Origin of the sequence: Streptomyces actuosus, assembly GCF_016921115.1 — a bacterium.
GTDB classification, from domain to species: Bacteria; Actinomycetota; Actinomycetes; order Streptomycetales; family Streptomycetaceae; genus Streptomyces; species Streptomyces actuosus_A.
In genome coordinates, this window is sequence record NZ_JAFFZS010000026.1 from 1 (window position 1) to 25452 (window position 25452).

25 protein-coding genes are annotated in these 25452 nt (G+C 73.6%); 15 read left to right on the forward strand and 10 right to left on the reverse strand.

Going from position 1 to position 25452, the window contains the following annotated elements:
• Nucleotides 1-123: 123 nt before the first annotated feature.
• Together JS756_RS25815 and JS756_RS25820 are read right to left on the reverse strand one after the other, a co-directional pair.
• Nucleotides 124-792, reverse strand: a complete 669-nt coding sequence (locus tag JS756_RS25815) for a hypothetical protein (protein ID WP_205385597.1) — start codon at nt 790-792, stop codon at nt 124-126.
• Nucleotides 789-1373 carry an RNA polymerase sigma factor gene (locus tag JS756_RS25820; RefSeq protein WP_205385598.1) on the reverse strand — a complete coding sequence of 195 codons (585 nt, stop codon included), beginning with the start codon at nt 1371-1373 and terminating at the stop codon, nt 789-791. Before JS756_RS25820 ends, JS756_RS25815 begins: the two co-directional genes overlap by 4 nt.
• Nucleotides 1374-1495: 122 nt before the next feature.
• On the opposite strand from JS756_RS25820, the gene JS756_RS25825 reads away from it, so the two are divergent.
• Together JS756_RS25825 and JS756_RS25830 are read left to right on the forward strand one after the other, a co-directional pair.
• Nucleotides 1496-1981 carry a plastocyanin/azurin family copper-binding protein gene (locus JS756_RS25825; RefSeq protein ID WP_205385599.1) on the forward strand — a complete coding sequence of 162 codons (486 nt, stop codon included), beginning with the start codon at nt 1496-1498 and terminating at the stop codon, nt 1979-1981.
• A 7-nt stretch (nt 1982-1988) separates the two neighbouring features.
• Nucleotides 1989-2837 (forward strand): hypothetical protein, encoded by an 849-nt coding sequence (locus JS756_RS25830; protein WP_205385600.1) that lies wholly within the window; start codon nt 1989-1991, stop codon nt 2835-2837.
• 282 nt (nt 2838-3119) lie between these two features.
• On the opposite strand, the gene xylA is transcribed toward JS756_RS25830, so the two are convergent.
• A complete protein-coding gene (gene xylA, locus JS756_RS25835; RefSeq protein WP_205385601.1) occupies nt 3120-4286 on the reverse strand; it encodes a xylose isomerase in 1167 nt (388 codons plus the stop codon).
• Between the two features lie 119 nt (nt 4287-4405).
• Between xylA and xylB the strand changes: the two genes are divergently transcribed.
• The 4 genes from xylB to JS756_RS25855 all read left to right on the forward strand — a co-directional run bounded on the left by xylB (nt 4406) and on the right by JS756_RS25855 (nt 9101).
• Entirely contained in the window at nt 4406-5872 is a 1467-nt protein-coding gene (gene xylB / locus JS756_RS25840) for a xylulokinase (protein ID WP_205385602.1), read from the forward strand.
• 8 nt (nt 5873-5880) lie between these two features.
• On the forward strand, nt 5881-7089 hold the full coding sequence (locus tag JS756_RS25845; protein ID WP_205385603.1) for an ROK family transcriptional regulator: 1209 nt from the start codon (nt 5881-5883) through the stop codon (nt 7087-7089).
• 218 nt (nt 7090-7307) lie between these two features.
• Nucleotides 7308-7703 (forward strand): PaaI family thioesterase, encoded by a 396-nt coding sequence (locus tag JS756_RS25850; RefSeq protein WP_205385695.1) that lies wholly within the window; start codon nt 7308-7310, stop codon nt 7701-7703.
• Between the two features lie 141 nt (nt 7704-7844).
• On the forward strand, nt 7845-9101 hold the full coding sequence (locus tag JS756_RS25855; protein WP_205385604.1) for a phosphodiester glycosidase family protein: 1257 nt from the start codon (nt 7845-7847) through the stop codon (nt 9099-9101).
• 141 nt (nt 9102-9242) lie between these two features.
• Here the strand turns inward: JS756_RS25855 and JS756_RS25860 are convergent, their stop codons facing one another.
• The 5 genes from JS756_RS25860 to JS756_RS25880 form a co-directional block, all read right to left on the reverse strand.
• Nucleotides 9243-9437: a hypothetical protein gene (locus JS756_RS25860; protein WP_205385605.1), complete on the reverse strand. Its 195-nt coding sequence runs from the start codon at nt 9435-9437 to the stop codon at nt 9243-9245.
• A gap of 295 nt (nt 9438-9732) precedes the next feature.
• Nucleotides 9733-10818 (reverse strand): acyl-CoA dehydrogenase family protein, encoded by a 1086-nt coding sequence (locus JS756_RS25865; protein ID WP_205385606.1) that lies wholly within the window; start codon nt 10816-10818, stop codon nt 9733-9735.
• Nucleotides 10815-11996: an acyl-CoA dehydrogenase family protein gene (locus JS756_RS25870; protein ID WP_205385607.1), complete on the reverse strand. Its 1182-nt coding sequence runs from the start codon at nt 11994-11996 to the stop codon at nt 10815-10817. Before JS756_RS25870 ends, JS756_RS25865 begins: the two co-directional genes overlap by 4 nt.
• Nucleotides 11993-12964 (reverse strand): NADPH:quinone oxidoreductase family protein, encoded by a 972-nt coding sequence (locus JS756_RS25875; protein ID WP_205385608.1) that lies wholly within the window; start codon nt 12962-12964, stop codon nt 11993-11995. Before JS756_RS25875 ends, JS756_RS25870 begins: the two co-directional genes overlap by 4 nt.
• 85 nt (nt 12965-13049) lie before the next feature.
• On the reverse strand, nt 13050-13622 hold the full coding sequence (locus JS756_RS25880; protein ID WP_205385609.1) for a helix-turn-helix domain-containing protein: 573 nt from the start codon (nt 13620-13622) through the stop codon (nt 13050-13052).
• Between the two features lie 239 nt (nt 13623-13861).
• On the opposite strand from JS756_RS25880, the gene JS756_RS25885 reads away from it, so the two are divergent.
• The 5 genes from JS756_RS25885 (at nt 13862) to JS756_RS25905 (ending at nt 19095) form a co-directional block, all read left to right on the forward strand.
• Nucleotides 13862-14854: an NAD(P)/FAD-dependent oxidoreductase gene (locus tag JS756_RS25885; RefSeq protein WP_205385696.1), complete on the forward strand. Its 993-nt coding sequence runs from the start codon at nt 13862-13864 to the stop codon at nt 14852-14854.
• 508 nt (nt 14855-15362) lie between these two features.
• A complete protein-coding gene (locus JS756_RS25890) occupies nt 15363-16901 on the forward strand; it encodes an ATP-dependent DNA ligase (RefSeq protein ID WP_205385610.1) in 1539 nt (512 codons plus the stop codon).
• Nucleotides 16898-17365 (forward strand): NUDIX hydrolase, encoded by a 468-nt coding sequence (locus JS756_RS25895; RefSeq protein ID WP_205385611.1) that lies wholly within the window; start codon nt 16898-16900, stop codon nt 17363-17365. The genes JS756_RS25890 and JS756_RS25895 overlap by 4 nt, the downstream gene beginning before the upstream one ends.
• 76 nt (nt 17366-17441) lie before the next feature.
• On the forward strand, nt 17442-18836 hold the full coding sequence (locus JS756_RS25900) for an NADP-dependent succinic semialdehyde dehydrogenase (protein ID WP_205385612.1): 1395 nt from the start codon (nt 17442-17444) through the stop codon (nt 18834-18836).
• Between the two features lie 25 nt (nt 18837-18861).
• Nucleotides 18862-19095, forward strand: coding sequence for a DUF6213 family protein (locus tag JS756_RS25905; RefSeq protein WP_205385613.1), 234 nt, complete (start codon nt 18862-18864; stop codon nt 19093-19095).
• A gap of 228 nt (nt 19096-19323) precedes the next feature.
• Here the strand turns inward: JS756_RS25905 and JS756_RS25910 are convergent, their stop codons facing one another.
• The gene (locus JS756_RS25910) at nt 19324-20553 is read right to left on the reverse strand and encodes an acyl-CoA dehydrogenase family protein (RefSeq protein ID WP_205385614.1); all 1230 of its coding nucleotides are present in this window, start codon (nt 20551-20553) and stop codon (nt 19324-19326) included.
• A gap of 169 nt (nt 20554-20722) precedes the next feature.
• Here JS756_RS25910 and JS756_RS25915 point away from each other — a divergent pair, with 169 nt between their 5' ends.
• Nucleotides 20723-21367 carry a TetR/AcrR family transcriptional regulator gene (locus JS756_RS25915; protein ID WP_205385615.1) on the forward strand — a complete coding sequence of 215 codons (645 nt, stop codon included), beginning with the start codon at nt 20723-20725 and terminating at the stop codon, nt 21365-21367.
• Between the two features lie 44 nt (nt 21368-21411).
• On the opposite strand, the gene def is transcribed toward JS756_RS25915, so the two are convergent.
• A complete protein-coding gene (gene def / locus JS756_RS25920) occupies nt 21412-21957 on the reverse strand; it encodes a peptide deformylase (protein ID WP_205385616.1) in 546 nt (181 codons plus the stop codon).
• A 147-nt stretch (nt 21958-22104) separates the two neighbouring features.
• Between def and JS756_RS25925 the strand changes: the two genes are divergently transcribed.
• The 3 genes from JS756_RS25925 to JS756_RS25935 all read left to right on the forward strand — a co-directional run bounded on the left by JS756_RS25925 (nt 22105) and on the right by JS756_RS25935 (nt 25410).
• Nucleotides 22105-23343 (forward strand): MurT ligase domain-containing protein, encoded by a 1239-nt coding sequence (locus tag JS756_RS25925; protein ID WP_205385617.1) that lies wholly within the window; start codon nt 22105-22107, stop codon nt 23341-23343.
• Nucleotides 23344-23360: 17 nt separating this feature from the next.
• A complete protein-coding gene (locus JS756_RS25930) occupies nt 23361-24089 on the forward strand; it encodes a type 1 glutamine amidotransferase (RefSeq protein ID WP_205385618.1) in 729 nt (242 codons plus the stop codon).
• A gap of 295 nt (nt 24090-24384) precedes the next feature.
• The gene (locus JS756_RS25935) at nt 24385-25410 is read left to right on the forward strand and encodes a 6-phosphofructokinase (protein WP_205385619.1); all 1026 of its coding nucleotides are present in this window, start codon (nt 24385-24387) and stop codon (nt 25408-25410) included.
• Nucleotides 25411-25452 lie beyond the last annotated feature (42 nt).

The window sequence follows — 25452 nt, forward strand, 5'->3', positions numbered from 1 at the left end:
TCCGGTGCGTGCTCTCGGTGTGCCGGCCGGAAGCCCTCGTACTGGATGTACTCGGGCTTTCGTCCGGTGCAGCGAGAGTGCGTGCCGGGCGTCGCGACGGGGCGAACGTTGCCTGGTGCGGCACTAGCCGGGGAACCGTGCCGTGGCCAGGACGCTTCCGTCAGCGGACACCAGACGGGCGCCGGTCACCGTCGTCGGATCGGCGCCGGTCGGCGCCCCCCAGTACCCGTAGCCGTCCTTGAGCGGGAACGAGCCCACCGGGACCGTCGACCCGTCGGCGTGTACGAGCACGCAGCGGACCGGCCCGTCGACGGCCGACCGGCCGAGGTCGACGGACATGTACACCCAGCCCGCGCCGCCGGAGTGCGCGTAGATCCGGCCCACGTCGTGGCCGCCGGACACCAGGGCCGCCTCCACGAGCCCGGTCCGCTGCGCGACCGCCGCAGGCGCACCCCCGACGACGGCAGCGCCGACCGCCCACCCGCCGAACCCGCAGGCCAGGGCAGCGGCCAGCCCGGCAGCCGTCAGCCGCAGCCGGTGCGCGCGCGACGTCCGCACGGGTGCCGCGCCCAGCGCCCGTACCACCCGCGACTCGAAACCGACCGGCGGCTCGGCCCCCGGCAGCAGCGCGAGCAGCCCGTCACCGACCGCCGTCAGCCGTTCGACGTGCTCCCGGCACTCCGGGCAGCGGTCCAGGTGGGCGACCGCCTCGGCCCGCTCGCGGGCCGGCAGGACTCCGAGCGCCAGCTCGGCGCCCAGCTCCCGCAAACGCTCGCACTCCACGCCGCTCACCGCCCTCCCCCTTCCTCCGCCGGTTGGAGGAGCACCCGCACCTTGATCGTCCCGGTCCGGATCCGGGTCTTCGCCGTGCCCAGCGGAACGCCCTCGGCCGCCGCGACCTCGCGCGCCGTCATCCCGTAGATCCCGGCCATCACCAGCGCCCGCGCCTGCTCCCGGGGCAGCTCCGCCACCGCCCGCCGCACCCGCTCCGCGCTGTCGTCGGCGAGCGCCCGCCGCTCGGGTGTCTCGGTGACCACGCCGAGCAGCGCGTCCAGGTCCTCCGGGACCATCGGGCTCGCTCGTCGGGCCCGGACCGCGTCGATCGCCAGGTTGTGCGCGATGGCCGTCAGCCACGCCCGAACGGAGCCCCGCCGCGGGTCGTACACCTGCGCGTGCCGCCAAGCACGCTCGAAGGTCTGCTGGGCGACGTCCTCGGCGAGCTGGGTGTCGCCGAGGACGGCGACGGCCACGCCGAAGACCGTGCGCTGGAAGCGGCGCACGAAGGCGACCGCGAGCTCTGGATCGCCCGTCGTCAGACCGGCGAGCAAGGCCTCGTCGGACACCCACCCGAGAGGAAGACCCATGCGCCACATACCAGGGATACGCCTCGCCGCCCCGAAGGGATTGCCTCACGGCCATTGTCGCGCCCGCGACGCAATCCCCGGGCCCGTCACCTCCGTATCCCCTACCGAGGGACGAACCGGAGGACCGACTCATGACCATCCCAAGCACCCGACAACGCATGCTCCTCGGCGTGGCCGCCGGGGGCCTGACCGCCCTGCTCGCCGCCTGCGGAAGCAGCGACAACGGCAGCGGCGGCGGTACCACGACGGCGCCGCCCCCGCCGCAGTCCGGCACCTCGGCGAGGCAGGTCACGGCGGAGCTGTCCGACTTCCACATCAAGCTCTCGACGGAGAGGTTCACGGCCGGCACCTACACCTTCACCGCGAAGAACACGGGCAACCACGACCACGCCCTGGTGGTCCAGGGCCCCGGCGGCCAGAACCGCAGCAAGACCGTCTCGCCCGGCGAGTCCACCGCCCTCACGGTGACGCTGAAGTCCGGCACCTACGAGGTCTACTGTCCGATCGACGGACACAAGGACCTCGGGATGAAGACCGCTGTCACGGTCGGCGGAGCCCCGGCGCCATCCACGAACAAGCCGTCGAACAACGACCAGTCCCCGGGCAGCGGTTACTGAGGCGGCCATGACCACGAACGCAGCGGCCGTGCGGTTCGCCCTGCGCCTTGCCGGCGCGGGCCTGACGGCGGCCATGGCCGCGATCCATCTGCGCCTGTGGGCCGAGGGCTACCGGGACCTCGCCACCATCGGGCCGCTCTTCCTGCTCGACGGCGTCGTCGGCATCCTGCTCGCCGTGACACTGCTCGTCACGCCTGTGCGCCGGCTCGGGCCGATCGCCGCTGCCACCGCGCTGTTCACGGCCGGCACGCTCGGCGCGCTGTTCCTGAGCCTCACCACGGGCCTGTTCGGCTTCGGCGAGTCGCTCGACGCGGAGCTGGTCCGCCCGACCGTGTACGTCGAGACGTCGGGCGTGGCGGTCCTGACCATCCTGGCGGTGGCCTCCCTCCACCGCCCCCGTCACCACCGGCACTGTCAGCGGAAACGCACGGGCGTCCTCCGAAGGGCGCACCGGGCGCCGCGGGCCGGGCGGGACGTCAGCGGCCGGAGCTCCCCCGGCCGCCCCGGCCCGGCGATCCGGAGCACCCGGAGCAGCCGGAGCAGCCGGAGCACCCGGAGCACCCGGAGCACCCGGAGCACCCGGAGCAGCGACGGACGATACGTGGACGTCCGCAGCCGATCGGCCGGGTCCTGGAAGAACGCCACCGCCCCCGGGGACGCCACCGCATCGACGGTCGCACCGTCGACGCCCGGGGCGCCCGGGTTCGCGCGCGCCCCGGCCGGCGCCCGCCGGAGAACGTCCCTGCGGTGGACATGGCCGTGCAGGGCGACGGCGTTCGGGGAATCGCCCGGCGCGACGGTGATGCCTCTGCTCCACGGCTCGCTCCTCGTCCAGAGGGCGGCCACCGGGTCCTGACCGGCAACGGCTCCTGCCCGGACCTCCGCGACCGGCGAGACGTGCCGGCAGTGGCCGGGACCGCTCACAAGCGCACCCGGCCCCACCGGCCGCAGATCAACGGCGGGGCCGGATGCTTCGACCGCACGACCGCACCCCGCTCGACGCATCGGCCTGCGCCCGCTACCGCTGAGAGCAGGAACGGCGCATTGCCTTCCCCGGTGGCCGCACACCTACGATCACCACCGCGGGCACACCGGGCTCGAAGGCACAGCACCCGCCGACCGCGTCCCGGCGACACACCTATTCGCGAGCCCCCAGCAGGTGGTCCATGGCGAGCTGGTCGAGGCGTTCGAACGCCATTCCGCGGGCTGCGGCGGACTCGACGTCGAAGTCCTCGAAGGCAGTCCGGTCGGCCAGGAGCGCCTCGAGCCCGTCGGCGGCCGTCGGCCGGGCCAACTGGTCCAGCCGTGCGGCGGTCAGGGCCTGCTGGACCTCGGGGTCGCTGCGGAAGGCGGCGGCGCGCTCCTTCAGGACGAGGTAGTTGCGCATGCAGCCGGCCGCCGAGGCCCACACGCCGTCGAAGTCCTCGGTCCGCGGGGGCTTGAAGTCGAAGTGGCGCGGTCCCGTGTAACCGGCGCTCTCCAGCAGGTCGACGAGCCAGAAGGCGGACCGCAGGTCACCGGCGCCGAAGCGGAGGTCCTGGTCGTACTTGATGCCGGACTGGCCGTTGAGGTCGATGTGGAACAGCTTGCCCGCCCACAGGGCCTGGGCGATGCCGTGCGGGAAGTTCAGCCCGGCCATCTGCTCGTGGCCGACCTCGGGGTTGACGCCGTACAACTCGGGCCGCTCCAGCTTCTCGATGAAGGCCAGCGCGTGACCGACGGTCGGCAGGAGGATGTCGCCGCGGGGCTCGTTGGGCTTGGGCTCGATGGCGAAGCGCAGGTCGTAGCCCTGGGCGGTGACGTACTCGCCGAGGAGGTCGAAGGCCTCCTTCATGCGGTCGAGGGCCACGCGGACGTCCTTGGCGGCGCCGGACTCGGCGCCCTCGCGGCCGCCCCACGCGACGTACGTCCGCGCACCCAGCTCGACCGCCAGATCGATGTTGCGGATGGTCTTGCGCAGTGCGTAGCGGCGTACGTCACGGTCGTTCGCCGTGAAGGCGCCGTCCTTGAAGACCGGATGGGTGAAGAGGTTGGTCGTGGCCATCGGCACGGTCATCCCGGTGGCGTCCAGGGCCTGCCGGAACCGCTTGATGTGCGCCTCGCGCTCGGTGTCCGAGGATCCGAAGGGGATCAGGTCGTCGTCGTGGAAGGTCACTCCGTAGGCCCCCAGCTCGGCCAGCCGCTGCACCGACTCGACGGGGTCGAGGGCGCGCCGGGTGGCGTCACCGAAGGGGTCCCTGCCCTGCCAGCCGACGGTCCACAGTCCGAAGGTGAACCTGTCCTCAGGGGTGGGCTGGTAGCTCATGCCGCGGCTCCTTGCTTGCTCCGACTATTTCGTCATGGCGGTTTACAAATTAGTATGCGAGCGCTTCTCTGGGAAGACAGATCCCGCAGAGCCGCCGAAAAAAGTTGAGGGAGAGCCCGATGTCAGCAGCCGAGGGACCACTCGTCGTCGGCGTGGACTCGTCCACCCAGTCCACGAAGGCGCTGGTCGTCGACGTCGCCACGGGGCAGGTCGTCGCCGGCGGACAGGCGCCGCACACGGTGTCGTCCGGGCCGGGCCGGGAGAGCGACCCACGCCAGTGGTGGGACGCGCTGTGCGAGGCACTGCGCCAGTGCGGTGACGCCGCGCGCGAGGCTGCCGCGGTGTCGGTCGGTGGCCAGCAGCACGGCCTGGTCACGCTCGACGGCCGGGGCGAGCCGGTCCGGCCGGCCCTGTTGTGGAACGACGTGCGTTCCGCTCCGCAGGCCGGCCGGCTGACCGAGGAACTGGGCGGGGCGAAGGCCTGGGCGGAGCGCGCGGGCAGCGTGCCCGGCGCCTCGTTCACCGTCACGAAGTGGGCATGGCTGAGTGAGCACGAACCCGAGGCGGTCCGCGCGACGAAGGCCGTGCGCCTCCCCCACGACTACCTCACCGAACGCCTCACGGGCCAGGGCACGACCGATCGCGGCGACGCCTCCGGTACGGGCTGGTGGGCGTCCCGGTCCGAGGCGTACGACGAGGAGGTCCTGGCGCACGTGGGCCTGGACCCGGCGCTGCTGCCCCGGGTCGTGCGGCCCGGCGAGGTGGCCGGCACCGTCCGTGACAGCCACGACCTGCCGTTCTCCAAGGGCACCCTGGTCGCGGCGGGCACCGGCGACAACGCCGCCGCCGCGCTGGGCCTGGGGCTGCGCCCGGGCACGCCCGTGATGAGTCTGGGCACGTCGGGCACGGTGTACGCCGCCTCCCGGCAGCGCCCCGCCGACCCGACCGGCACGGTGGCGGGCTTCGCCGACGCGCGCGGCGACTGGCTGCCGCTGGCCTGCACCCTGAACTGCACACTCGCCGTGGACCGCGTCGCCGCCCTGTTCGGCCGGGACCGCGAAGCGGTGGAGCCCGCCGCGGGCGTCACCTTCCTGCCCTACCTGGACGGCGAGCGCACCCCGAACCTGCCGAACGCCGCCGGACTGCTGCACGGCCTGCGCCACGACACGACCGCGGGGCAACTGCTGCAGGCGGCCTACGACGGCGCCGTGCACGCGCTCCTCGGGGCGCTCGACCTGGTCCTCGACGCGGACGCGGACCCCGCGGCACCGTTGCTGCTGATCGGAGGCGGCGCCCGCGGCACGGCCTGGCAGCAGACCGTGCGGCGCCTGTCGGGGCGCCCGGTGCAGATCCCGGCGGCCGGGGAACTGGTCGCCCTGGGCGCCGCGGCACAGGCCGCCGGACTGCTGACCGGCGAGGATCCGGCGGCGATCGCCCGGCGCTGGAACACCGCGAACGGCCCCGTGCTGGAGGCCGTGGAGCGGGACGAGGCCGCACTGGCCAGGATCTCCGGGGTACTCTCCGACGCGACCCCGCTGTTGACGCGGGGCACGGCAGCCCGCCGAGGGACATCGACCGAGGACTGAGTTCAGGCATGACCGCACCGCTGCACGAGGCCCGCCCGGCGGCTCCCGGACGCGCACTGCCCGACACCCAGCAGGGCATGCGCCGGCGCAACCTGGCCCGGGTGATGCACACCGTGAGCGCCGAGGGCCCGCTGTCCCGCGCCGCCGTCGCCTCGCGCATCGGCCTCACCCGTGCCGCCGTGTCGACCCTCGTCGACGAACTCATACGCTCGGGGCTGCTGGAGGAACTGGGCCCGGAGCGCCCCGGCAGAGTGGGCCGGCCCGGCTCCGCGCTCGCCGTCAGCGGGCGGGGCCCCGCGGGGATCGGCGCCGAGATCGGGGTCGACCACCTCGCCGTGTGCGCCGTGGACCTGCGCGGGCAGGTACGCGCGCGTGCCGTACGGCAGGCCGACAACCGCGACCGCTCCCCCGAGGACGTGACGGCGGACGTCACCGACCTGGTGCGGCAGGTCGTCGCCGAGATCGAGGGCGAGGGCCTGTGGCCGGCCGGTCTCGCCGTCGCCGTGCCCGGCCTGGTCGCCCGCGACGGCCGCACCGTCGTCCACGCACCGAACCTCGGTTGGCACGACACCGACCTGGGCACCCTCCTTCCCGCGCACCTGCCGCTGACCGTCGACAACGAGGCCAACTTCGGCGGCCTCGCCGAACTCTGGCTCGGTGAGGCGGCCCCGCACGACTTCCTGCACGTCTCTGCCGAGATCGGCATCGGTGCGGCCGTCGTCGTGGACGGACGGCTGCTGCGCGGGACGCGGGGCTTCGCGGGCGAACTGGGACATGTGCCGGTCCGTCCCGACGGGCCGCCGTGCGCGTGCGGCGGACAAGGCTGCCTGGAGCAGTACGCCGGCGAGGAGGCGGTGCTGCGCGCGGCCGGCCTGGCATCGGCCGGGAACCGGGTGGAGGTGCTGGCCGACCGGGCCGCCGAGGGCGAAGAGACCGTACGACGGGCCCTGCACGACGCGGGTGTGGCGCTCGGCATCGCACTGACCGGGGCGGTCAACCTCCTCGACCCCGAGATGGTCGTGCTCGGCGGTGCGCTGGCCGGACTCGCGCCGTGGCTGCTGCCGTCCCTGCGCGCGGAACTGGCCCGGCGGACGGCAGGCCCGGCCTGCCCGGTGTCCGTGTCCCGGCTGGGGTCCGAGGGACCGTTGCTGGGCGCCGCCCACTCGGTGGTGCGGGGTGTCCTCGACGATCCGGCCGCGGTGCCCGCACCCGTGTGACCGGCTGCGGGTCCGGGCGCCCGGCCGTCCTGCCGGCCGTCACCCAGGACGGCGTCCCGACCTCGCCGTTGCCGACAGAAGCGGTCCTGCCCTTCCTCGACGCCCCGGACCGAGGAATCAGAACCGGCGGGACGGGCGGGTGCCGCCGTGCCCGCCGCCGGATCGACCCGGGCCGGGACAACTCGGCGCGGTCGAACCCGGGAAACGCCGACGCCCATCTGGCCCGGAAGGTGCTGGCCGCTCAGCCGTTCAGCGTCCTGCTCGACGCCCGCCTGACCGCCTTCGGCGACGGCGAGGCGGCAGTGGAGCTGGACATTCGCGACGAACTCCGCCAGCAGTTCGGCAGCGTCCACGGCGGCGTGCTCAGTTACGCCGCGGACAACGCGCTGGCCTTCGCCGCCGGCAGCGCGGTCGGTTCCCGGGTGGCCACGGCCGGATTCAGCATCGACTTCCTGCGCCCCGCCCGGGGCACGCTGCTGCGGGCACACGCCCACGTCGTGCGGGCCGGCCGCACCCGCGTCGCCTGCCGCTGCGACGTGACGACGGGCGACGCCGACGGGCCGCAGACGCTGTGCGCGGTGGCGCAGGGCACGATCGCGGTCCTCGCCGACTGACCGGGGGACGCCCCACCGTCCGCCAGGCGGCAATCGCTCACCCTTTCCGGTGGCGCCGGCACGCGGCTACCGCGCCCCTCACCGCGTTCTGCTCCACTTCCCCTGAGACCCGGGTCATGTGACGACACCTCAGGGGCAGCGATGACGCTACGTCAAGGCCGGTTCGGCGCGGTCGCGCCGTCCGGCGCGTGCCGGTCCGCGCTGACGATCCTCGCAGCGCTCGGCGCACTGGCCGGTGCGGGCCTCACGGGGGCGGCACCGGCCAGTGCGCTGCAGGGGGCCGTCGCCCTCGCACCGGGCGTGGAGTACGGGCAGTTCGACATCACTGGGGTCGCGGGCGTGGCCCACGCCCATGTCCTGAGCGTGGATCTGCGCGACCCGCGGGTGCACCTCGGCCTGCTGTACCCCGGAACGGTGGCCGCACGGGCCCCCGTCTCCCGCCTGGCCGACGCCCAGGGCGCCGTGGCGGGGGTCAACGGGGACTTCTTCGACATCACGGAGGTGCAGCACCCGGGCGTGGCGCCGACCGGCGCGACGGTGGGCCCGGCGATCGTGGACGGCAGGGAGCTGAAGGCGGCGGTACCGGTCGGCCAGCGCTTCGGCCCCGCGCCGCCGCCGGGCACCGGCACCGAGGACGTGCTCGGTGTCGGCACGGACGGGCGGGCCCGCATGGGCGGCCTCACCCTCGACGGCTCCGTCGGCACGCCCGGGGGACTGCTGCCCCTGCGCGGGCTGAACCAGTACGCGCTGCCGTTCGGCTCCGTCGGTGCCTTCACCTCGGACTGGGGCGGCGTCTCACGGGCACGCGCCGTGTGCGGCACGGACACCGACCGGGCCGCCCCGTGCAGCACCGACACCTACGAGGTGACCGTCCGGGACGGCCGCGTGGTCGCCGCGGCCGACACCCCGGGCAGCGGCCCGATCCCGCCGGACGCCACTGTGCTCGTGGGCCGGGAGGCGGGCGCACAGCAGTTGCGGAAGCTGTCCGAGGGTGAGCCGGTGACGGTACGGCACCGACTGGTGGCCACGGACTCCCCGCTGCCGTACCGCTTCGCGCTCGGGGGCTGTCCGCTGCTCGCCGACGGCGAACCACTGCCGGGCCTGGACGATCGGGCGACCGCGGTGCGGACGGCCGTCGGCATCGCCGACGGCGGACGGCGTGTGCTGCTGCTCGCCCTGGACGGTGCCCCCGCGTACCGGGCCGGGCTGACGATCGCCGAGGTCGCGGACACCCTCCGCGACCTGGGTGCGCAGGACGGTTTCGGTCTGGACGGCGGGGGGTCCTCCACACTCGTCGCCCGCGAGCCGGGCGCGGCGGCGGCCGCCGTCCGCAATCACCCCTCCGGGGGCACCGAGCGGTCGGTGCCCAACGGCATCGGCGTCTTCACCGCCGGGTGACCCGGCCCCGTCGGGGCAGCCACCGTCCGGACCGCCGGGCACCGGCCGGCCGACGAACACCCCGGACCCGTCCGCCCCACGGCCGTCCAGCCGACGAACCGTGGCGCCCGGGGCCCGCCCTGCCGGCCCCCCGGCATCGGGTCAGGGATGCAGGCTGGAGACGATGTCCGCGGTGGCCGTGAGACCGCTGTGGATGGTGGGTGCGATGCTGCTGCTCGCCAGGTAGAAGCCGAGCAGCAGGCAGACCAGCGCGTGGGAGAACTTCAGTCCCCCGTTGCGCAGGAAGATCACCGCAAGGATCAGGAGCAGCACCACCACAGAGATGGACACAGCCATCGTCAACCTCCTCCGCCACGCCGGCACGTCCGGTTCACGGTGTTCGGCCGCAAGTGTGGCGTAGCGAAGGGTTCGTCCGGGCGGCTGACCTGTCCCCCGAACGTGTGATGTCCACGCCGACCGGCCGCACGCGCCGGAGAGACCCGGCACCGGCGCGCGCGGTCGGCACACCCCGCACCACGAGGTCGGCGCCCCGGCATCCCACTGAGCGTCCCGGCCCCCGATCCCCGCGCCAGAACCGGGAAGGCCCGCCCGAAGTCGCCGGACGGGCTTCGCGGAGACGTCGTCGGGGACGTCAGGGGGCGCGGAGGTCGACCAGTTCGGCCAGGGCCTCACGGTGGGCGCCCGCGGTGCCGTACGCGATCGAGTCGGCCTTGGCCCGCTTCAGATGGAGGTGGGCGGGGTGCTCCCAGGTCATGCCGATCCCGCCGTGCAGTTGCAGCGCCTCCTCCGCGGCGCGGACGGCGACCGGGCCGGCACAGGCCTGGGCGACCGCCACCGCGACATCGGTGTCGTCGCCGGTCGTCAGGGCGTCGGCGGCATTGCGGGCGGCGGCGCGGAGACCGACGACCTCCAGCCACAGCTCGGCGAGCCGGTGCTTGAGGGCCTGGAAGCCGCCGACGGGCCGGTTGAACTGCTTGCGCTCCTTCAGATACCGGACCGTCTCGGTCAGCGCCCAGTCGGCGAGGCCGAGTTGCTCGGAGGCGAGCAGGCCGGCGCCGGCGCGCAGGGCGCGGTGGACGGCCGGGGCGGCGTCGCCGAGGCGACGCGCACCCGCTGCACCGTCCAGGACCACCCGGGCCACCGGACGGGTCAGGTCCAGCGACGTCTGCGGGACGATGGTCGCACTGCCGGCGGACAGCGCGTACAACCCGCCGTCGTCCCCGGGGACGAGCAGCAGGTCGGCGAAGGCCGCGTCCGCGATGCCGGTCAGCTCCCCGCGCAGGACGCCGTCCTCGACCCGTGCGGTCGGGAAGGAGGCTCCGGGAGCGGTGTGCAGGGAGACGCAGAGCGCGCCGACCACGGTTCCGGTCGCCAGCTGGGACAGCAGGTCGTCCGCTCCGCACTCCAGCAGCGCCTCGGTGGCCACGACAGCACTCGTCAGGAACGGCACGGGCGCGGCCCACCGGCCCAGCTCCTCCAGGACGACGGCGGCCTCCCGGTGCGTGGCACCCTGGCCGTCCAGTTCCTCGGGGATCAGCAGGCCGGCCAGGCCCATGCCCTCCGTGAGCGCCTTCCACGCCGCGACGTCGTGCGGCGCGTCCGACTCCGTACGGGCGATCAGCCCTGCCGCGTCGCAGTGGTCCGCGAGCAGGTCCCGCACGGCGGCGCGCAGCGCCTCTTCCTCCTCCGTGTACAGCAGGTCGGGCTGGGTGCTCATCGGGCCAGGTCCTTCCAGGCGACGTCCTTGTCGGTGCGCGGCTCGGCGGGCAGGCCGAGGACGCGTTCGGCGACGATGTTCAGCAGGACCTCGCTGGTCCCGCCCTCGATGCTGTTGCCCTTGGAGCGCAGGTAGCGGTAGCCGGCCTCGCGGCCGGTGAAGTCGACCAGCTCCGGGCGGCGCATGGTCCAGTCGTCGTACAGCAGGCCCTCCTCCCCGAGGAGTTCCACCTCCAGGCCGCTGATCTCCTGGTTGAGGCGGGCGAAGGCGAGCTTCATCCCGGAACCCTCGGGGCCGGGCTGGCCGACGGCGAGTTGCTGGCGCAGCCGCTCGCCGGTGAGTCGGACGACCTCGGCCTCGACCCAGAGCTTCAGCAGTCGCTGGTGCGCGTCGTGGGTGCGCAGCTCGGGACGCTCCCGCCAGGTGGCGGAGATCGGGCCGATCATGCCGCCCTCGCGGGGGATGCGCATGCCGCCGATGGAGACGCGCTCGTTCATCAGGGTCGTCTGTGCGACGCGCCAGCCGTCGCCGATCTCGCCGAGACGACGGTCGTCGGGGATGCGGACGTCGGTGAGGAAGACCTCGTTGAACTCGGCCTCACCGGTGATCTGCCGCAGCGGGCGGACCTCGACGCCCGGGTCGGTCATGTCGCAGATGAAGTAGGTGATGCCCCGGTGCTTGGGTACGTCCGGGTCGGTGCGGGCGATGAGGATGGCCCAGCGCGCCACGTGGGCGCTGGACGTCCACACCTTCTGCCCGTTGACCACCCAGGTGTCGCCCTCGCGCACGGCGCGCGTACCCAGGGCGGCCAGGTCGGAGCCGGCTCCGGGTTCACTGAAGAGCTGGCACCAGACCTCCTCCCCGGTCCACAGGGGCCTGAGGTAGCGGCGCTTCTGTTCCTCGGTTCCGTAGCGCAGGACGGTCGGGGCGGCCATGCCGAGGCCGATGCCGATGCGCCGCGGGTCGTTGTCGGGGGCTCCCGCGGCCTGGAGTTCGGCGTCCACGACGGCTTGGAGGGTCCGTGAGGCCCCCAGCCCGCCGAGCCCCTCGGGGAAGTGCACCCAGGCCAGTCCCGCGTCGAACCGGGCGCGCAGGAAGTCGAGGCGGTCGGTGGTGGCGGGCGGATGGGCGGCCAGGAACTCCCTGGTCCGGCTGCGCAGTTCCTCGGCATCGGTCATGCCGCGGCTCCCTTCTCCGGGACGACGGCGACCCGGCCGGTGGTCACGCCGTCGGCGACGCGCTGCACGGCGCTCGCGGCGGCGTCCAGGGGCACGCGCTCGCTCACCAGCGGCTTGACGGCGCCCCGGGCGGCCAGTTCGGTGAGCTGTTCGTGGCAGTGCCGGACCAGCTTCGGGTTCTTGGTGTTGTACAGGCCCCAGTGCAGGCCCAGGATCGAGTAGTTCTTGACCAGGGCGTGGTTCAGAGCCGGGCTGGGGATGGTGCCGCCGGCGAAGCCGACGACCACGATCCGGCCCTCGAAGGCGACGACCTTGGCGGACTGGGCGTAGGCCGTCCCACCGACCGGGTCGTAGACGACGTCGACGCCCCGGCCCCCGGTGGCGTCCTTCACCGCGGCGACGACGTCCTCGCCGCGCCGGTCGATCACGACGTCGCAGCCGAGTTCCCGGGCGACGGCGGCCTTCTCCGCCCCACCGACGACCCCGATGACGGTCGCGCCCGCAGCCTTGCCCAGCTGCACGGCCGCGCTGCCGACCCCTCCGGCGGCGGCGTGGACCAGCAGGGTCTCGCCGGCTTCCAGGTGGGCCCGGCGGTGCAGGCCGAACCAGCCCGTCTGGTAGCCGACGTGCAGGGCGGCGGCCTCGGCGTCGTCCAGCGTCTCGGGCGCGGGCAGGAGGGCGGCGGCGTCGGCGACGGCGTACTCGGCGAAGCCACCGTGGGGCAGAGCCGGATTGGCGATCACGCGGCGGCCGTCCTCGGTCTCGCCGCAGATCTCCACGCCGGGCGTGAACGGCAGCGGGGGTCGGATCTGGTATTGACCCCGGCACAGCAGCGCGTCCGGGAAGTTGATGTTGGCGGCGCGCACCTTGAGCAGGACCTGGCCGTCACCGGGCGTGGGCCGCTGGACGTCCTCGAGTCGCATCACCTCGCCCGGCTCGCCGTTCACGTGCACTTGCCATGCCTGCATGCGGTGCCTCCACGCGACTGCTTCGTCCGACGGGTCTCTGGGCATACTAAGCGGTCGCTTGCCCATCAGGGAACAGTCGCGTGGGTCACGTGCGCGCCGGCCGCGCCCGGACGTGCATCCGCTCCCCCTGCGGCCCGAACAGGCTGAGGAACTCCACCGGTCCCTCACCGGTCGAACCGAACCAGTGCGGCACCCGGGTGTCGAACTCCGCGGCCTCCCCGGCGGTGAGCACGACGTCGTGCTCACCCAGCACGAGCCGCAGCTTCCCGGACAGCACGTACAGCCACTCGTACCCCTCGTGAGTACGCGGGTCCGGCTCCGCCCTGCGCCGCGGCTCGACCATCTTGTAGGCCTGGAGCCCGCCCGGCTGGCGGGTCAGCGGGAACACGGTCCGCCCGTACCGCTGGATCGGCTCGGCCCTCACCCTGGGGTCACCCACGGCGGGCGCGCCGACCAGTTCGTCCAGCGGCAGGCCGTGGGCCCGGGCGATCGGCAGGAGCAGCTCCAGGCTCGGCCTGCGCAGGCCGGACTCCAGCCGCGACAGGGTGCTGACGGAGATGCCGGTCGCCTCGGACAGCGCCGCGAGCGTCACCTCCCGCTCCTTGCGTATCCGCCGCAGCCTCGGGCCCACGCCCGCGAGTACCTCGTCCGTGGTCATGGGCGTATTGCAGGTTCGGCAACTTCGATTGTCAATCCCGCGGTGCGTGGGCGAGCCTCCCTGGAGGAGGTGGTGGGCACGGCGGAGGCGGCCGACCGCCGGGGTCCCCGGGCGCCGGCACACCGCACGGCCCGACCGTCACCCACCGCACGACCGGACCGCACCGCACACCCGAGCCGCACGACACGGCCGGACCGCACCACACGACAGGAGCGCACCCCGTGGCAGGACCCCTGGACATGGCAGAAGCCCGCGACACGACCGGCCCGCAGGCCGGAAGCGGCCGGTACGAGGTGATCGTCGTGGGAGGCGGAGCGGCCGGGCTGTCCGCCGCGCTCGTCCTGGGCCGGGCACGCCGCCGCACCCTGGTCGTCGACGCGGGCGAACCCCGCAACGCGCCGGCGGCGCACATGCAGGGCCTTCTCTCGCGGGACGGGATGCCGCCCGCGCAGTTCCTGGCCGCGGGGCGCGAGGAGGTGGCCCGCTACGGCGTGGAGCTGCGCCGCGGGAGCGCGGTGGACGTGAGCCGGTCCGACGGGAGCACGCCCTTCACCGTGACGCTGGCGAGCGGTCGGTCGGTCCGCTCCCGGCACCTGGTGGTCGCGACCGGGCTCAAGGACGAGCTGCCCACCGTGCCGGGCGTCGCCGAGCGGTTCGGGCGGGACGTCCTCCACTGCCCGTACTGCCACGGCTGGGAGGTGCGCGACCAGGCGTTCGGGGTGCTCGCGACGAGCCCGCTGAGCGTGCACCAGGCACTGATGGTCACCCAGTGGTCCAAGGACGTGACGCTGTTCCTGCACACGGTCGCGGAGCAGGAACTCCCCGAGGAGGACCGGCGACGGCTGGCGGTGGCCGGGGTGACGGTCGTACCGGGTGAGGTGGCCGGGCTCGTGACGGAGGAGGACCGGCTGACCGGAGTACGGCTGGCGGACGGGACGGTGCACCGGCGCGAGGCGGTGTTCACGGCGCCGCGCGCCGTCCCGCAGACGAGCCTGCTGGAGCGACTGGGCGCCGAGATGCGGGAGACGCCGTTCGGCGCGTACCCCGTGATCGACGAGCGAGGCCTGACGAGCGTGCCGGGGCTGTGGGCGGCGGGCAACGCGTCCGGCTTCGCCGAACAGGTCGTCAACGCCGCGAGCCGCGGCTGTCGGGCGGGCGCGGCGATCAACGGGGAGCTGCTGTTCGCCGACCTGGACGCGGCCGTTGAGGCCCAACAGGCCGAACGGGCCTGAGACGGGGACGGCTCTCGCCCGGAGGTCGGCGTCGCCGCCAGGGAAGCGGCCCGGGCCCGGAAACCGCCCACGCCGCCAACGGAGAACGGGCGCCCCGACGCCGGACGCGCCGACGCCGTACGGCGTCCGCGGGGAGAACCGGACCGCCGGACGCGGCGTCCGGACCGCCGGGCGCGGGCACCGGACCACGCGGCGTGAGGGTGCCTGACCGCCGAGGCAGGGCATCGGGCCACCGGGCGGGAGCTGCGCCGCGCCTCCCAGGGCGCGACGCGGCCGGACGGACGGGGGCGGTGACGCGGCGCGCCGGACGGGGACGAGACACCGGGCCGCACGACACACACGGCACAGTCGACCGGACGACGGGCACGGCACCGACCGGACGACGGCGGCAGCCCGGCCGGCCGCTGCGAGGGCTGCGAGGGCTGCGACCCAGCCGTCGCAGCGGCACACTCCGACCCGTCCGCGTGGCCCGGGTGTGCCCCGGCCCGCGGCGTTGCACCATGGCTGCATGCTGCTGCACCGGCTCGCCGAGGTGTCCGGGGAGGTCGCCGCGACCGCCGCGCGCTCCCGCAAGACGGCTCTGCTCGCCGAGTTGTTCGGGGACGCGGAGGCCGACGACGTGCCGATCGTGATCCCGTATCTGGCCGGACGGCTGCCGCAGGGACGGCTCGGGGTCGGTCGGAGAGTGCTCGGGCGCCCGGTCCCGCCGGCCGCCGAGCCCTCCCTCACGGTGCGTGAGGTCGACGCGCGCCTCACCGAGCTGGGCAAAGTGTCGGGGCCGGGATCCCAGGCGGAGCGGTCCCGGATCGTCGGCGAGCTGATGGGCGCGGCCACCGCGACCGAGCAGCGCTTCCTGCTCGGCCTGCTCACGGGGGAGGTGCGGCAGGGCGCCCTGGACGCCGTCGCCGTGGAGGGGCTGGCCCGGGCGACAAGTGCGGACCCGGCCGCGGTCCGCCGCGCGGTGATGCTGGCCGGATCGCTCCAGGCGGTGGCGCGGGCACTGCTCGCCGACGGGCCCGGGGCACTGGAGGGGTTCCGGCTGACCGTCGGCCGTCCGGTGCTGCCGATGCTGGCGCACAGCGCCTCCTCGGTCGCCGAGGCGGTGGAGAAGCTGGGCTCCTGTGCGGTGGAGGAGAAGCTGGACGGCATCCGCGTGCAGGTCCACCGGGACGGCGACACCGTGCGGATCCACACCCGCACGCTGGACGACATCACCGACCGGCTGCCCGAGGTCGGCGCCGCCGCGCTGGGGCTGGCGGGCGAGCGGTTCATCCTGGACGGCGAGGTGCTGTCCTTCGACGCGGGCGGCCGGCCCCGTTCCTTCCAGGAGACGGCGGGCCGGGTCGGCTCCCGGGTGGATGTGGCGCGGGCGGCCCGGGAGGTGCCCGTCGCCCCGGTCTTCTTCGACGTGCTGTCGGTCGACGGGCAGGACCTGCTGGACCTGCCCTTCGCCGAACGGCACGCGCGGCTGGCCCGGCTGGTGCCGGAGCCGATGCGGGTGCGCCGCACGGTGGCCTCGGGCACCGGCGGCGCCGCCGAGGCGGAACGCTTCCTCGCCGAGACCCTGGCCCGCGGGCACGAGGGCGTCGTCGTCAAGGCGCTCGACGCCCCCTACAGCGCGGGGCGGCGCGGGGCGTCCTGGCTGAAGGTCAAACCCGTCCACACCCTCGACCTGGTGGTCCTGGCCGCCGAGTGGGGCCACGGCCGCCGCGCGGGCCTGCTGTCCAACCTCCACCTGGGCGCCCGAACCGCCGACGGCGGGTTCGCCATGCTCGGCAAGACGTTCAAGGGCATGACCGACGCGATGCTCGCGTGGCAGACCGAGCGCCTGGGCCGGCTCGCCGTCGGGGACGACGGCCACGTGGTCACCGTACGGCCCGAGCTGGTCGTCGAGATCGCCTACGACGGCCTCCAGCGCTCCACCCGCTACCCGGCCGGTGTCACGCTCCGCTTCGCCCGCGTGGTCCGCTACCGGGAGGACAAGCGGCCCGAGGACGCCGACACGGTCGCCACGCTGCTCGCCGCCCACCCGGAGGTGCGGCCGTGACGTCACCGAGGCGGAGTGCGGGGCTGCTGCTGTACCGGCGTGCGGGGGACGGCCTCCACGTGCTCCTCGGCCACATGGGCGGCCCGTTCTTCGCCCGCCGCGACGCCGGGGCCTGGACGATCCCCAAGGGCGAGTACGACGACGGGGAGACGGCCTGGGACGCTGCCCGCCGGGAGTTCCGGGAGGAGCTCGGCCTGGAGCCGCCCGACGGCGCCGCCGTCGCGCTCGGCGAGGTGCGGCAGAGGAACGGCAAGGTGGTCACGGCCTGGGCGATGGAGGCCGACCTGGACCCGGCGGCGGTCGTGCCCGGCACCTTCCGGATGGAGTGGCCGCCGCGGTCGGGGCGGCTGCAGGAGTTCCCCGAGCTGGACCGGGTGGCGTGGTTCGACCTGGACCGGGCGCGTGCCGTGATCGTCACCGCCCAGGCGGCGTTTCTCGACCGCTTGGCGGAGCACTCGCCCTGACAGGACGTCCACGCGTTGCGGTGGCCCGCGCCGCGCGCGAAGGTCGAGACACAGCCCGCTCCCAGGGAGGTCGGTCATGCCCATCGCGACGGTGAATCCGGCGAACGGCGAGACGCTCAAGACGTACGAGGCCATGGGCGAGGAGGAGCTCGAACGCCGGCTCCAGCTCGCCGAGGCCACCTTCCGCACGTACCGGACCAGCACCTTCGCCGAACGCGCCGGTCTGCTCCACCGGGCCGCGGACCTCCTCGACGAGGACGTGCAGGATGCCGCCCGGATGCTGACCACCGAGATGGGCAAGCCCATCCGGCAGGCGCGGGCCGAGGTCACCAAGTGCGCCAAGGCGATGCGCTGGTACGCCGACCACGCCGAGGCCCTGCTCGCCGACGAGGAGCCCGCGGAGTCCGACGTCCGGGACACCGGCGCCTCCCGGGTACGCGTCCGCTACCGCCCCCTGGGACCGGTGCTGGCCGTCATGCCCTGGAACTTCCCGCTGTGGCAGGTGATCCGCTTCGCCGCGCCCGCGCTGATGGCCGGCAACGTCGGCCTGCTGAAGCACGCCTCGAACGTCCCCCGGACCGCCCTGTACCTGGAGGACCTGTTCCACCGGGCGGGCTGTCCCGAGGGCTGCTTCCAGACCCTGCTGATCGGTTCCGCGCAGGTCGACGAGATCCTGCGGGACGACCGCGTGAAGGCGGCCACCCTGACCGGCAGCGAGCCCGCCGGCCGGGCCGTCGCCTCCACCGCCGGAGAAATGATCAAGAAGACGGTGCTGGAGCTCGGCGGCAGCGACCCGTACGTCGTGCTGCCCTCGGCCGACCTCGACCGGGCCGCGCAGATCGCCGTGACGGCCCGGGTGCAGAACAACGGGCAGTCGTGCATCGCCGCGAAGCGGTTCATCGTGCACACCGATGTGTACGACGCCTTCGCCGAGCGCTTCGTCGCCGGGATGAAGGCACTCAGGGTCGGCGACCCGATGGACGAGGAGACCGACGTCGGCCCGCTGGCGAGCGAGCAGGGGCGGGACGACCTGGAGGAGCTGGTCGACGACGCCCTGCGCAGCGGCGCGACCGCGCTGTGCGGCGGGCACCGGCTCCGCCGGCCCGAACTGCCCGGCTGGTACTACCCGCCGACCGTGCTGGCCGGCATCACCCGCGAGATGCGCATCCACCGCGAGGAGGCCTTCGGACCGGTCGCCACGCTGTACCGGGCGGGCGACGTGGACGAGGCGGTGCTGATCGCCAACGACTCGCCCTTCGGCCTGAGTTCCAACGTATGGACGCGGGAGGAGGCCGATGTGGACCGGTTCGCACGGGACATGGAGGCGGGCAGTGTGTTCGTCAACGGCATGACCGCCTCCCATCCGGCGTTCCCTTTCGGCGGGGTCAAGCGGTCGGGGTACGGGCGTGAGCTGTCCGGGCACGGAATCCGCGAGTTCTGCAACATCACCACGGTTTGGCACGGTGCGTGAGCGCTCCGCAGCTACGATCGCGGGTGTGAACCGCGAAGTGACTCTGCCTCTGATCGTCGACGACCGCGGAGCCTTGCAGGTGGCCGCCTCCGACGTGAGCAACCTGCTGCGCACACTGGGCGGGCGCTGGCTTCGGCTGGTGGAGAACGGGGAGGAGGGGCTCGACGAGGACACCGTCGCGGCCCTCGCCATCGAACTGGCCAAGCTGGCCGACCGTATCGACGTGGCCTGCATCGCGCACAGCAGCGGAGCGCCGTAGGGGGCGCCACCTACCGCCGTCCGCTCAGCCCTTCCGCCCACCTCTCCTCCCCGGCCCGGATCACCGCGGACGGCCGCCCGGTAACCCTGCACCGCAGCCCGCTCGGGCCGTCCCGCGGCACGCCGGCGGCACCACACCGTCGACCGGCTCACCCCGCTGCGGAACAGGGACGCCGCGCACGGGCTGGGGCACGGCCGGCGGGGACCGCCGGGCCGGCCGGTCGCGGCACTAACGGATGGGCATCCCGGACAGGGTCCGTGCGATCACCAGCCGCTGGATCTCGCTCGTGCCCTCGAAGATCGTGTAGATCGCCGCGTCCCGGTGCATCCGTTCCACCGGGTACTCCCGGGTGTAGCCGTTGCCGCCCAGGATCTGGATCGCCTGCCCGGTGACCGCCTTCGCCGTCTCGCTCGCGAACAGCTTGGACATCGACCCCTCGGCGGCGGTGAACGGCTTGCCGTTGACCGCCATCCAGGAGGCGCGCCAGACCAGCAGCCGGGCCGCGTCGATCCGGGTGCGCATGTCGGCGAGTTGGAAGGCGATGCCCTGGTTGTCGATGATCGGGCGGCCGAACTGCAGGCGGGTCCCGGCGTAGTCGAGAGCGACCTCGTAGGCCGCACGGGCAGTGCCGACGGCCATGGCCCCCACGGCGGGCCGCGAGGCCTCGAACGTCGCCATCGCCGCGTTCTTCACCCGCTCCCCCGCGGACGCCTTCGCCCTCTCCCGGGCCCGCGCCAGCCGCTCGTCCAGCTTCTCCTTGCCGCCGAGCAGGCAGGAGCCGGGGACGCGTACGCCGTCGAGGACCACCTCGGCGGTGTGCGAGGCGCGGATGCCGTGCTTCTTGAACTTCTGCCCCTGGGACAGCCCCGGCGTGTTCGGCGGCACGATGAAGGAGGCGTGGCCCTTGGAGCCGAGCTCCGGGTCGACGACGGCGACGACGACGTGGACGTTGGCGATGCCGCCGTTGGTCGCCCAGGTCTTCGTGCCGTCGATCACCCACTCGTCCTTGGCCGCGTCGTACACCGCACGCGTGCGCATGGAGGCGACGTCGGAGCCGGCGTCGGGCTCGGAGGAGCAGAAGGCGGCGACCTTGACGTCGTCGACGTCGCCGTACATCTGGGGGATCCAGGTGCCGATCTGCTCCTCGGTGCCGTTGGCGAGCACGCCGACGGCGGCGAGGCCGGTGCCGACGATGGAGAGGGCGATGCCCGCGTCACCCCAGAACAACTCCTCCATGGCCATGGGGATGCCGAGACCGGTGGGGTCGAAGTACTGCTGGGCGTAGAAGTCCAGGGAGTAGATGCCGACCTTGGCGGCCTCCTGGATGACCGGCCAGGGAGTCTCCTCACGCTCGTCCCATTCGGCGGCGGCGGGACGGATGACGTCGGCGGCGAAGCCGTGCAGCCAGTCCCGGACCTCCTTCTGTTCGTCGTTGAGCTCCATGGTGAATTCGGCCATGTCCCCTCCAGCGGCGCACATGCATGTTACTTGCGGTAACACGAGTGTGTTACCGGCCGGTAGGAAATGTCAACTCCTGATGACTCGTCGGCAGCCCGTTCGAGCTGGACAGGACCGTCAGTGTTAGTTTGCGCAGGCGTCACCGAAACAGCACGGGTGGGGAGAGCACATGGACACCACACAGCGGACCGAGCAGCAGCGGTCCGCCGATCGCCGACGGCGCGAACTGCTGGAGGCCGCCGACCGGGTGGTGCTGCGCGACGGACCGCAGGCCTCGATGAACGCCATCGCGGCGGAGGCGGGCATCACCAAGCCGATCCTCTACCGGCACTTCGGGGACAAGGGCGGCCTGTACGCGGCCCTGGCCCAACGGCACACGGACGCACTGCTCGACTCGCTACGGGCGGCACTGGACGCCCCCGCGGACCGCAGGGAACGCGTCGAGTCCACCCTCGACACCTATCTCGGCGCCATCGAGGCCCGCCCCCAGGTCTACCGCTTCCTGATGCATCCGGCGGAAGGCGGCCAGAGCGGGGAACAGGGCTTCGACGTCGGCAAGCACTCGGCGCCGCTGCTGCGCAGGATGGGCGAGGAGCTGGCCACCGTCATCGAGGAACGCCTCGACCTCGGCCCGGAGGGCCAGCGGCTCGCCCGGGTGTGGGGGCACGGCATCGTCGGCATGATGCACGCCGCCGGGGACTGGTGGCTCGGCGAACGCCCTTGCTCGCGCGCCGAGTTGGTGCGGAGTCTGGCCGACCTGCTGTGGGGCCGGCTCGCCGCGGCCGGGGACAGGGTGGGCGGCCCTGGGTTCTGACCGGGATCCCCCCGCACGAGGACCGGCCGCGCGCCGGCGGCCGGTCAGTCCGCCCGACGCCAGGGGGCCCGGCCGATCTGCCGCATCAGCCTGCGGCGGCGCAGCCCGGTGAGCCGGTCCGCGTAGACCCTGCCCTCCAGGTGATCGGTCTCGTGCTGCAGGCACCGGGCGAAGAAACCCGTCCCGTGCACGGTGACCGGCTCCCCGGCCACCGTGCGCCCCTCGACCACCGCGTGGTCGTAGCGCTCCGTCCCCGCCTCCAGCCCCGGCAGGGACAGACAGCCCTCCGGCCCCCTCACCGCCACACCGTCGGCCTCGACCAGCCGCGGATTCACCACATGACCGATATGCCGGACATCGTCGTCGTCCGGGCAGTCGTACACGAACACCCTCTGGGGTTCGCCGACCTGGTTCGCCGCCAGCCCCACGCCGCGGGCCGCGTACATCGTGGCGAACAAGTCCTCGACCAGCGCCGCAAGTTCCGGGCCGAAGTCGGTGACCTCCTGGCAGGGCCGGTGCAGCATCGGGTCGCCGAGCAGGGTGAGGGGCCGGACGCGCCCGCGGGCGCCCGGGATCGGGCCGTGTCGCATGGCGGCAAGGGTACGGTGCCATCGGTCCACGCCCGCCGCACGTGGACCGAGGTTCAGCGGTGCGAAGGGATCTCGATAGGCTGAGGTCCACACCACGTGGCCGTCAGGCTTCAGGCGCGGCGCGTACGCAAGGAGGATCGAGAACTGATGGCAGGCAACTCGGACCCGCTCACGCCACGGGCCAAGCTGGCCGTGACCGCGGGCAAGGCGGTCGCTGCGGCATCGCGCGCCGCGGGACGCGGCAGCGGTTCGGTGATCGGGGGCCGGGTGGCGCTCAGGCTCGATCCCGACCTCCTCGCCAAGCTCGCCCAGCACCTGGACGTCGTCCTGGTGTCGGCGACCAACGGCAAGACCACCACCACACGCCTGATCGCCGAGGCACTGCGCGCCGCGGGCGAGGTCGTCTCCAACGCCCTCGGCGCCAACATGCCCGCCGGCATCACATCGGCGCTCGCGGGCGGTACGGAGGCGAAGTTCGCGGTCATCGAGGTCGACGAGAAGTACCTCGCCGGGGTCGCCCGGGACACCGAGCCCAAGTGCATCGCCCTGCTGAACCTCTCCCGAGACCAGCTGGACCGCGCCGCCGAGACCCGCATGCTCGCGGAGAACTGGCGCGAGGGCCTCGCGGGCTCCAAGGCGGTCATCGTCGCCAACTGCGACGACCCGCTGGTGGTCTGGGCCGCGTCCTCCTCCCCCAACGTGATCTGGGTCGCCGCGGGGCAGATGTGGAAGGACGACGCCTGGTCCTGCCCGTCGTGCGGCGGCGTGATGCAGCGGCCCGGCGAGGACTGGTTCTGCGGCGACTGCGGTTTCCGCCGCCCGGCCCCGAGCTGGGTGCTCAACGGCGAACACGTCCTCGACCCGCACGGCTCGGCCTGGCCGATCCACCTGCAGCTGCCCGGCCGCGCCAACAAGGCCAACGCCGCCAGCTCCGCGGCCGTCGCCGCCGTCTTCGGCGTACCGCCGCAGGTCGCGCTGGAGCGCATGTACCAGGTGCAGGCCGTCGCCGGACGCTACGACGTGGTCCAGTTCCACAACCGCGACCTCAGGCTGCTGCTCGCGAAGAACCCGGCCGGCTGGCTGGAGACGTTCTCACTGATCGACGGGCCGCCCGCACCGGTCGTGCTGTCGGTCAACGCGCGCGGCGCCGACGGCACCGACACCTCCTGGCTGTGGGACGTCGACTACACCCGTCTGACCGGCCACCCGATCTTCGTCATCGGTGACCGCAAACTCGACCTCGCGGTCCGCCTGGAGGTCGCCGACCAGCACTTCCAGGTCTGCGACAACCTCGACCAGGCCGTGGAGATGTGCCCGCCGGGGCGCATCGAGGTGATCGCCAACTACACCGCCTTCCAGGACCTGCGCCGCCGGGTCGGCAACTGAGACACCAGGGGACTTTCGTGAGCGACAACAGCCTGCGGGTCGTATGGGTGTACCCCGACCTGCTCAGCACCTATGGCGACCAGGGCAACGTCCTCGTCGTGGAACGCCGCGCGCGTCAGCGCGGCCTGGACGTGGCCCGGCTCGACGTGCGCAGCGACCAGCCGATCCCGACCTCCGGCGACATCTATCTCGTCGGGGGCGGCGAGGACCGCCCGCAGCGCCTCGCGGCGGAGCGGCTGCGCCGCGACGGCGGTCTGCACCGGGCGGTGGACAACGGCGCCATCGTGTTCTCCGTCTGCGCCGGCTACCAGATCCTCGGCCACGAGTTCATCAACGACCTCGGCCAGCGCGAGCCCGGCCTCGGCCTGCTCGACGTGGTCTCCGTGCGCGGCGAGGGCGCCCGGTGCGTCGGCGACGTCCTCGGGGACATCGACCCGCAGCTCGGCCTGCCGCAGCTGACGGGCTTCGAGAACCACCAGGGCGTCACCCACCTCGGCCCGACCGCCCGCGCCTTCGCCCAGGTGCGCCTGGGCAACGGCAACGGCGCGGGCGACGGCACCGAAGGGGCGTACAACGGCACCGTCTTCGGCACGTACATGCACGGGCCGGTGCTCGCCCGCAACCCGCTCGTCGCGGACCTGCTGCTGAAGCTGGCCCTCGACGTGAACGCGCTGCCCCCGACCGACGACCGCTGGTACGACGCGCTGCGCAGCGAGCGCATCGCCGCTGCGCAGCAGCCCGCCTGACGCGGCACCGTGCGGTGACCGGGAGGTGAGCCGGCCCACAGGGGCCGGCGGACCTCTCCGATCACCGCACCAGGCGTGCGGGCACCCGCCTCCCCCGCAGCCGCAGCCGCCTCGTCCACAGCCGTGCCGCAGGATCCGCGTGGCCCGTCTGATGCCTCATCCGCACAGGTGAGCGGCCTGGTCCAGCAGGCGGACGCATGGTTCGGCACCCCCGCCCGTTGCCGCTAGGGTGGCGGGGATCGAGCCGGACAGCGCGGTCCGGTCCCGGCCCCCTGTGGAGAAGGTTTTTCGGGCTATGCGCATTGGTGTCCTCACGTCCGGCGGCGACTGCCCCGGCCTGAACGCCGTCATCCGGTCCGTCGTGCACCGCGCCGTCGTCGACCACGGCGACGAGGTCATCGGCTTCCGGGACGGCTGGAAAGGTCTCCTGGAATGCGACTACCTCAAGCTCGACCTCGACGCGGTGGGCGGCATCCTCGCCCGCGGCGGCACCATCCTCGGCTCCTCCCGGGTCCGCCCCGAGCACCTGCGGGACGGCGTGGAGCGGGCCCGCGGCCACGTCGCGGAACTCGGCCTGGACGCGATCATCCCGATCGGCGGTGAGGGCACGCTGAAGGCGGCCCGGCTGCTCTCCGACAACGGCCTGCCGATCGTCGGCGTCCCGAAGACCATCGACAACGACATCGCCGTCACCGACGTCACCTTCGGCTTCGACACGGCCGTGGGAGTCGCCACCGAGGCCCTGGACCGGCTGAAGACCACAGCCGAGTCCCACCAGCGGGTGCTGATCGTGGAGGTCATGGGCCGCCACACCGGCTGGATAGCGCTGCACTCGGGCATGGCGGCCGGCGCCCACGCCGTCGTCGTACCCGAGCGGCCCTTCGACATCGGCGAGTTGACCCGCAAGGTCGGCGAGCGCTTCGAGGCGGGCAAGCGGTTCGCCATCGTCGTCGCGGCGGAGGGGGCCAAGCCCGAGCCCGGCACCATGGCCTTCGACGAGGGCGGCAAGGACATCTACGGTCACGAGCGGTTCGCGGGGGTCGCCCGCCAGCTCGCCGTGGAGCTGGAGCAGCGGCTCGGCAAGGAGGCGCGGCCGGTCATCCTCGGGCACGTGCAGCGGGGCGGGACGCCCACGGCGTACGACCGGGTGCTGGCCACGCGCTTCGGATGGCACGCGGTGGAGGCCGCGCACCGCGGGGAGTTCGGGATGATGACGGCCCTGCGCGGCACGGACATCGTGATGGTGTCGCTGGCCGAGGCCGTGGAGACGCTGAAGACCGTTCCCACGGAGCGGTACGCCGAAGCGGAGTGCGTGCTGTAGGGCCCCGCGCCCAGAACGCCCGCCCGGTCACCGGGCGGGCGC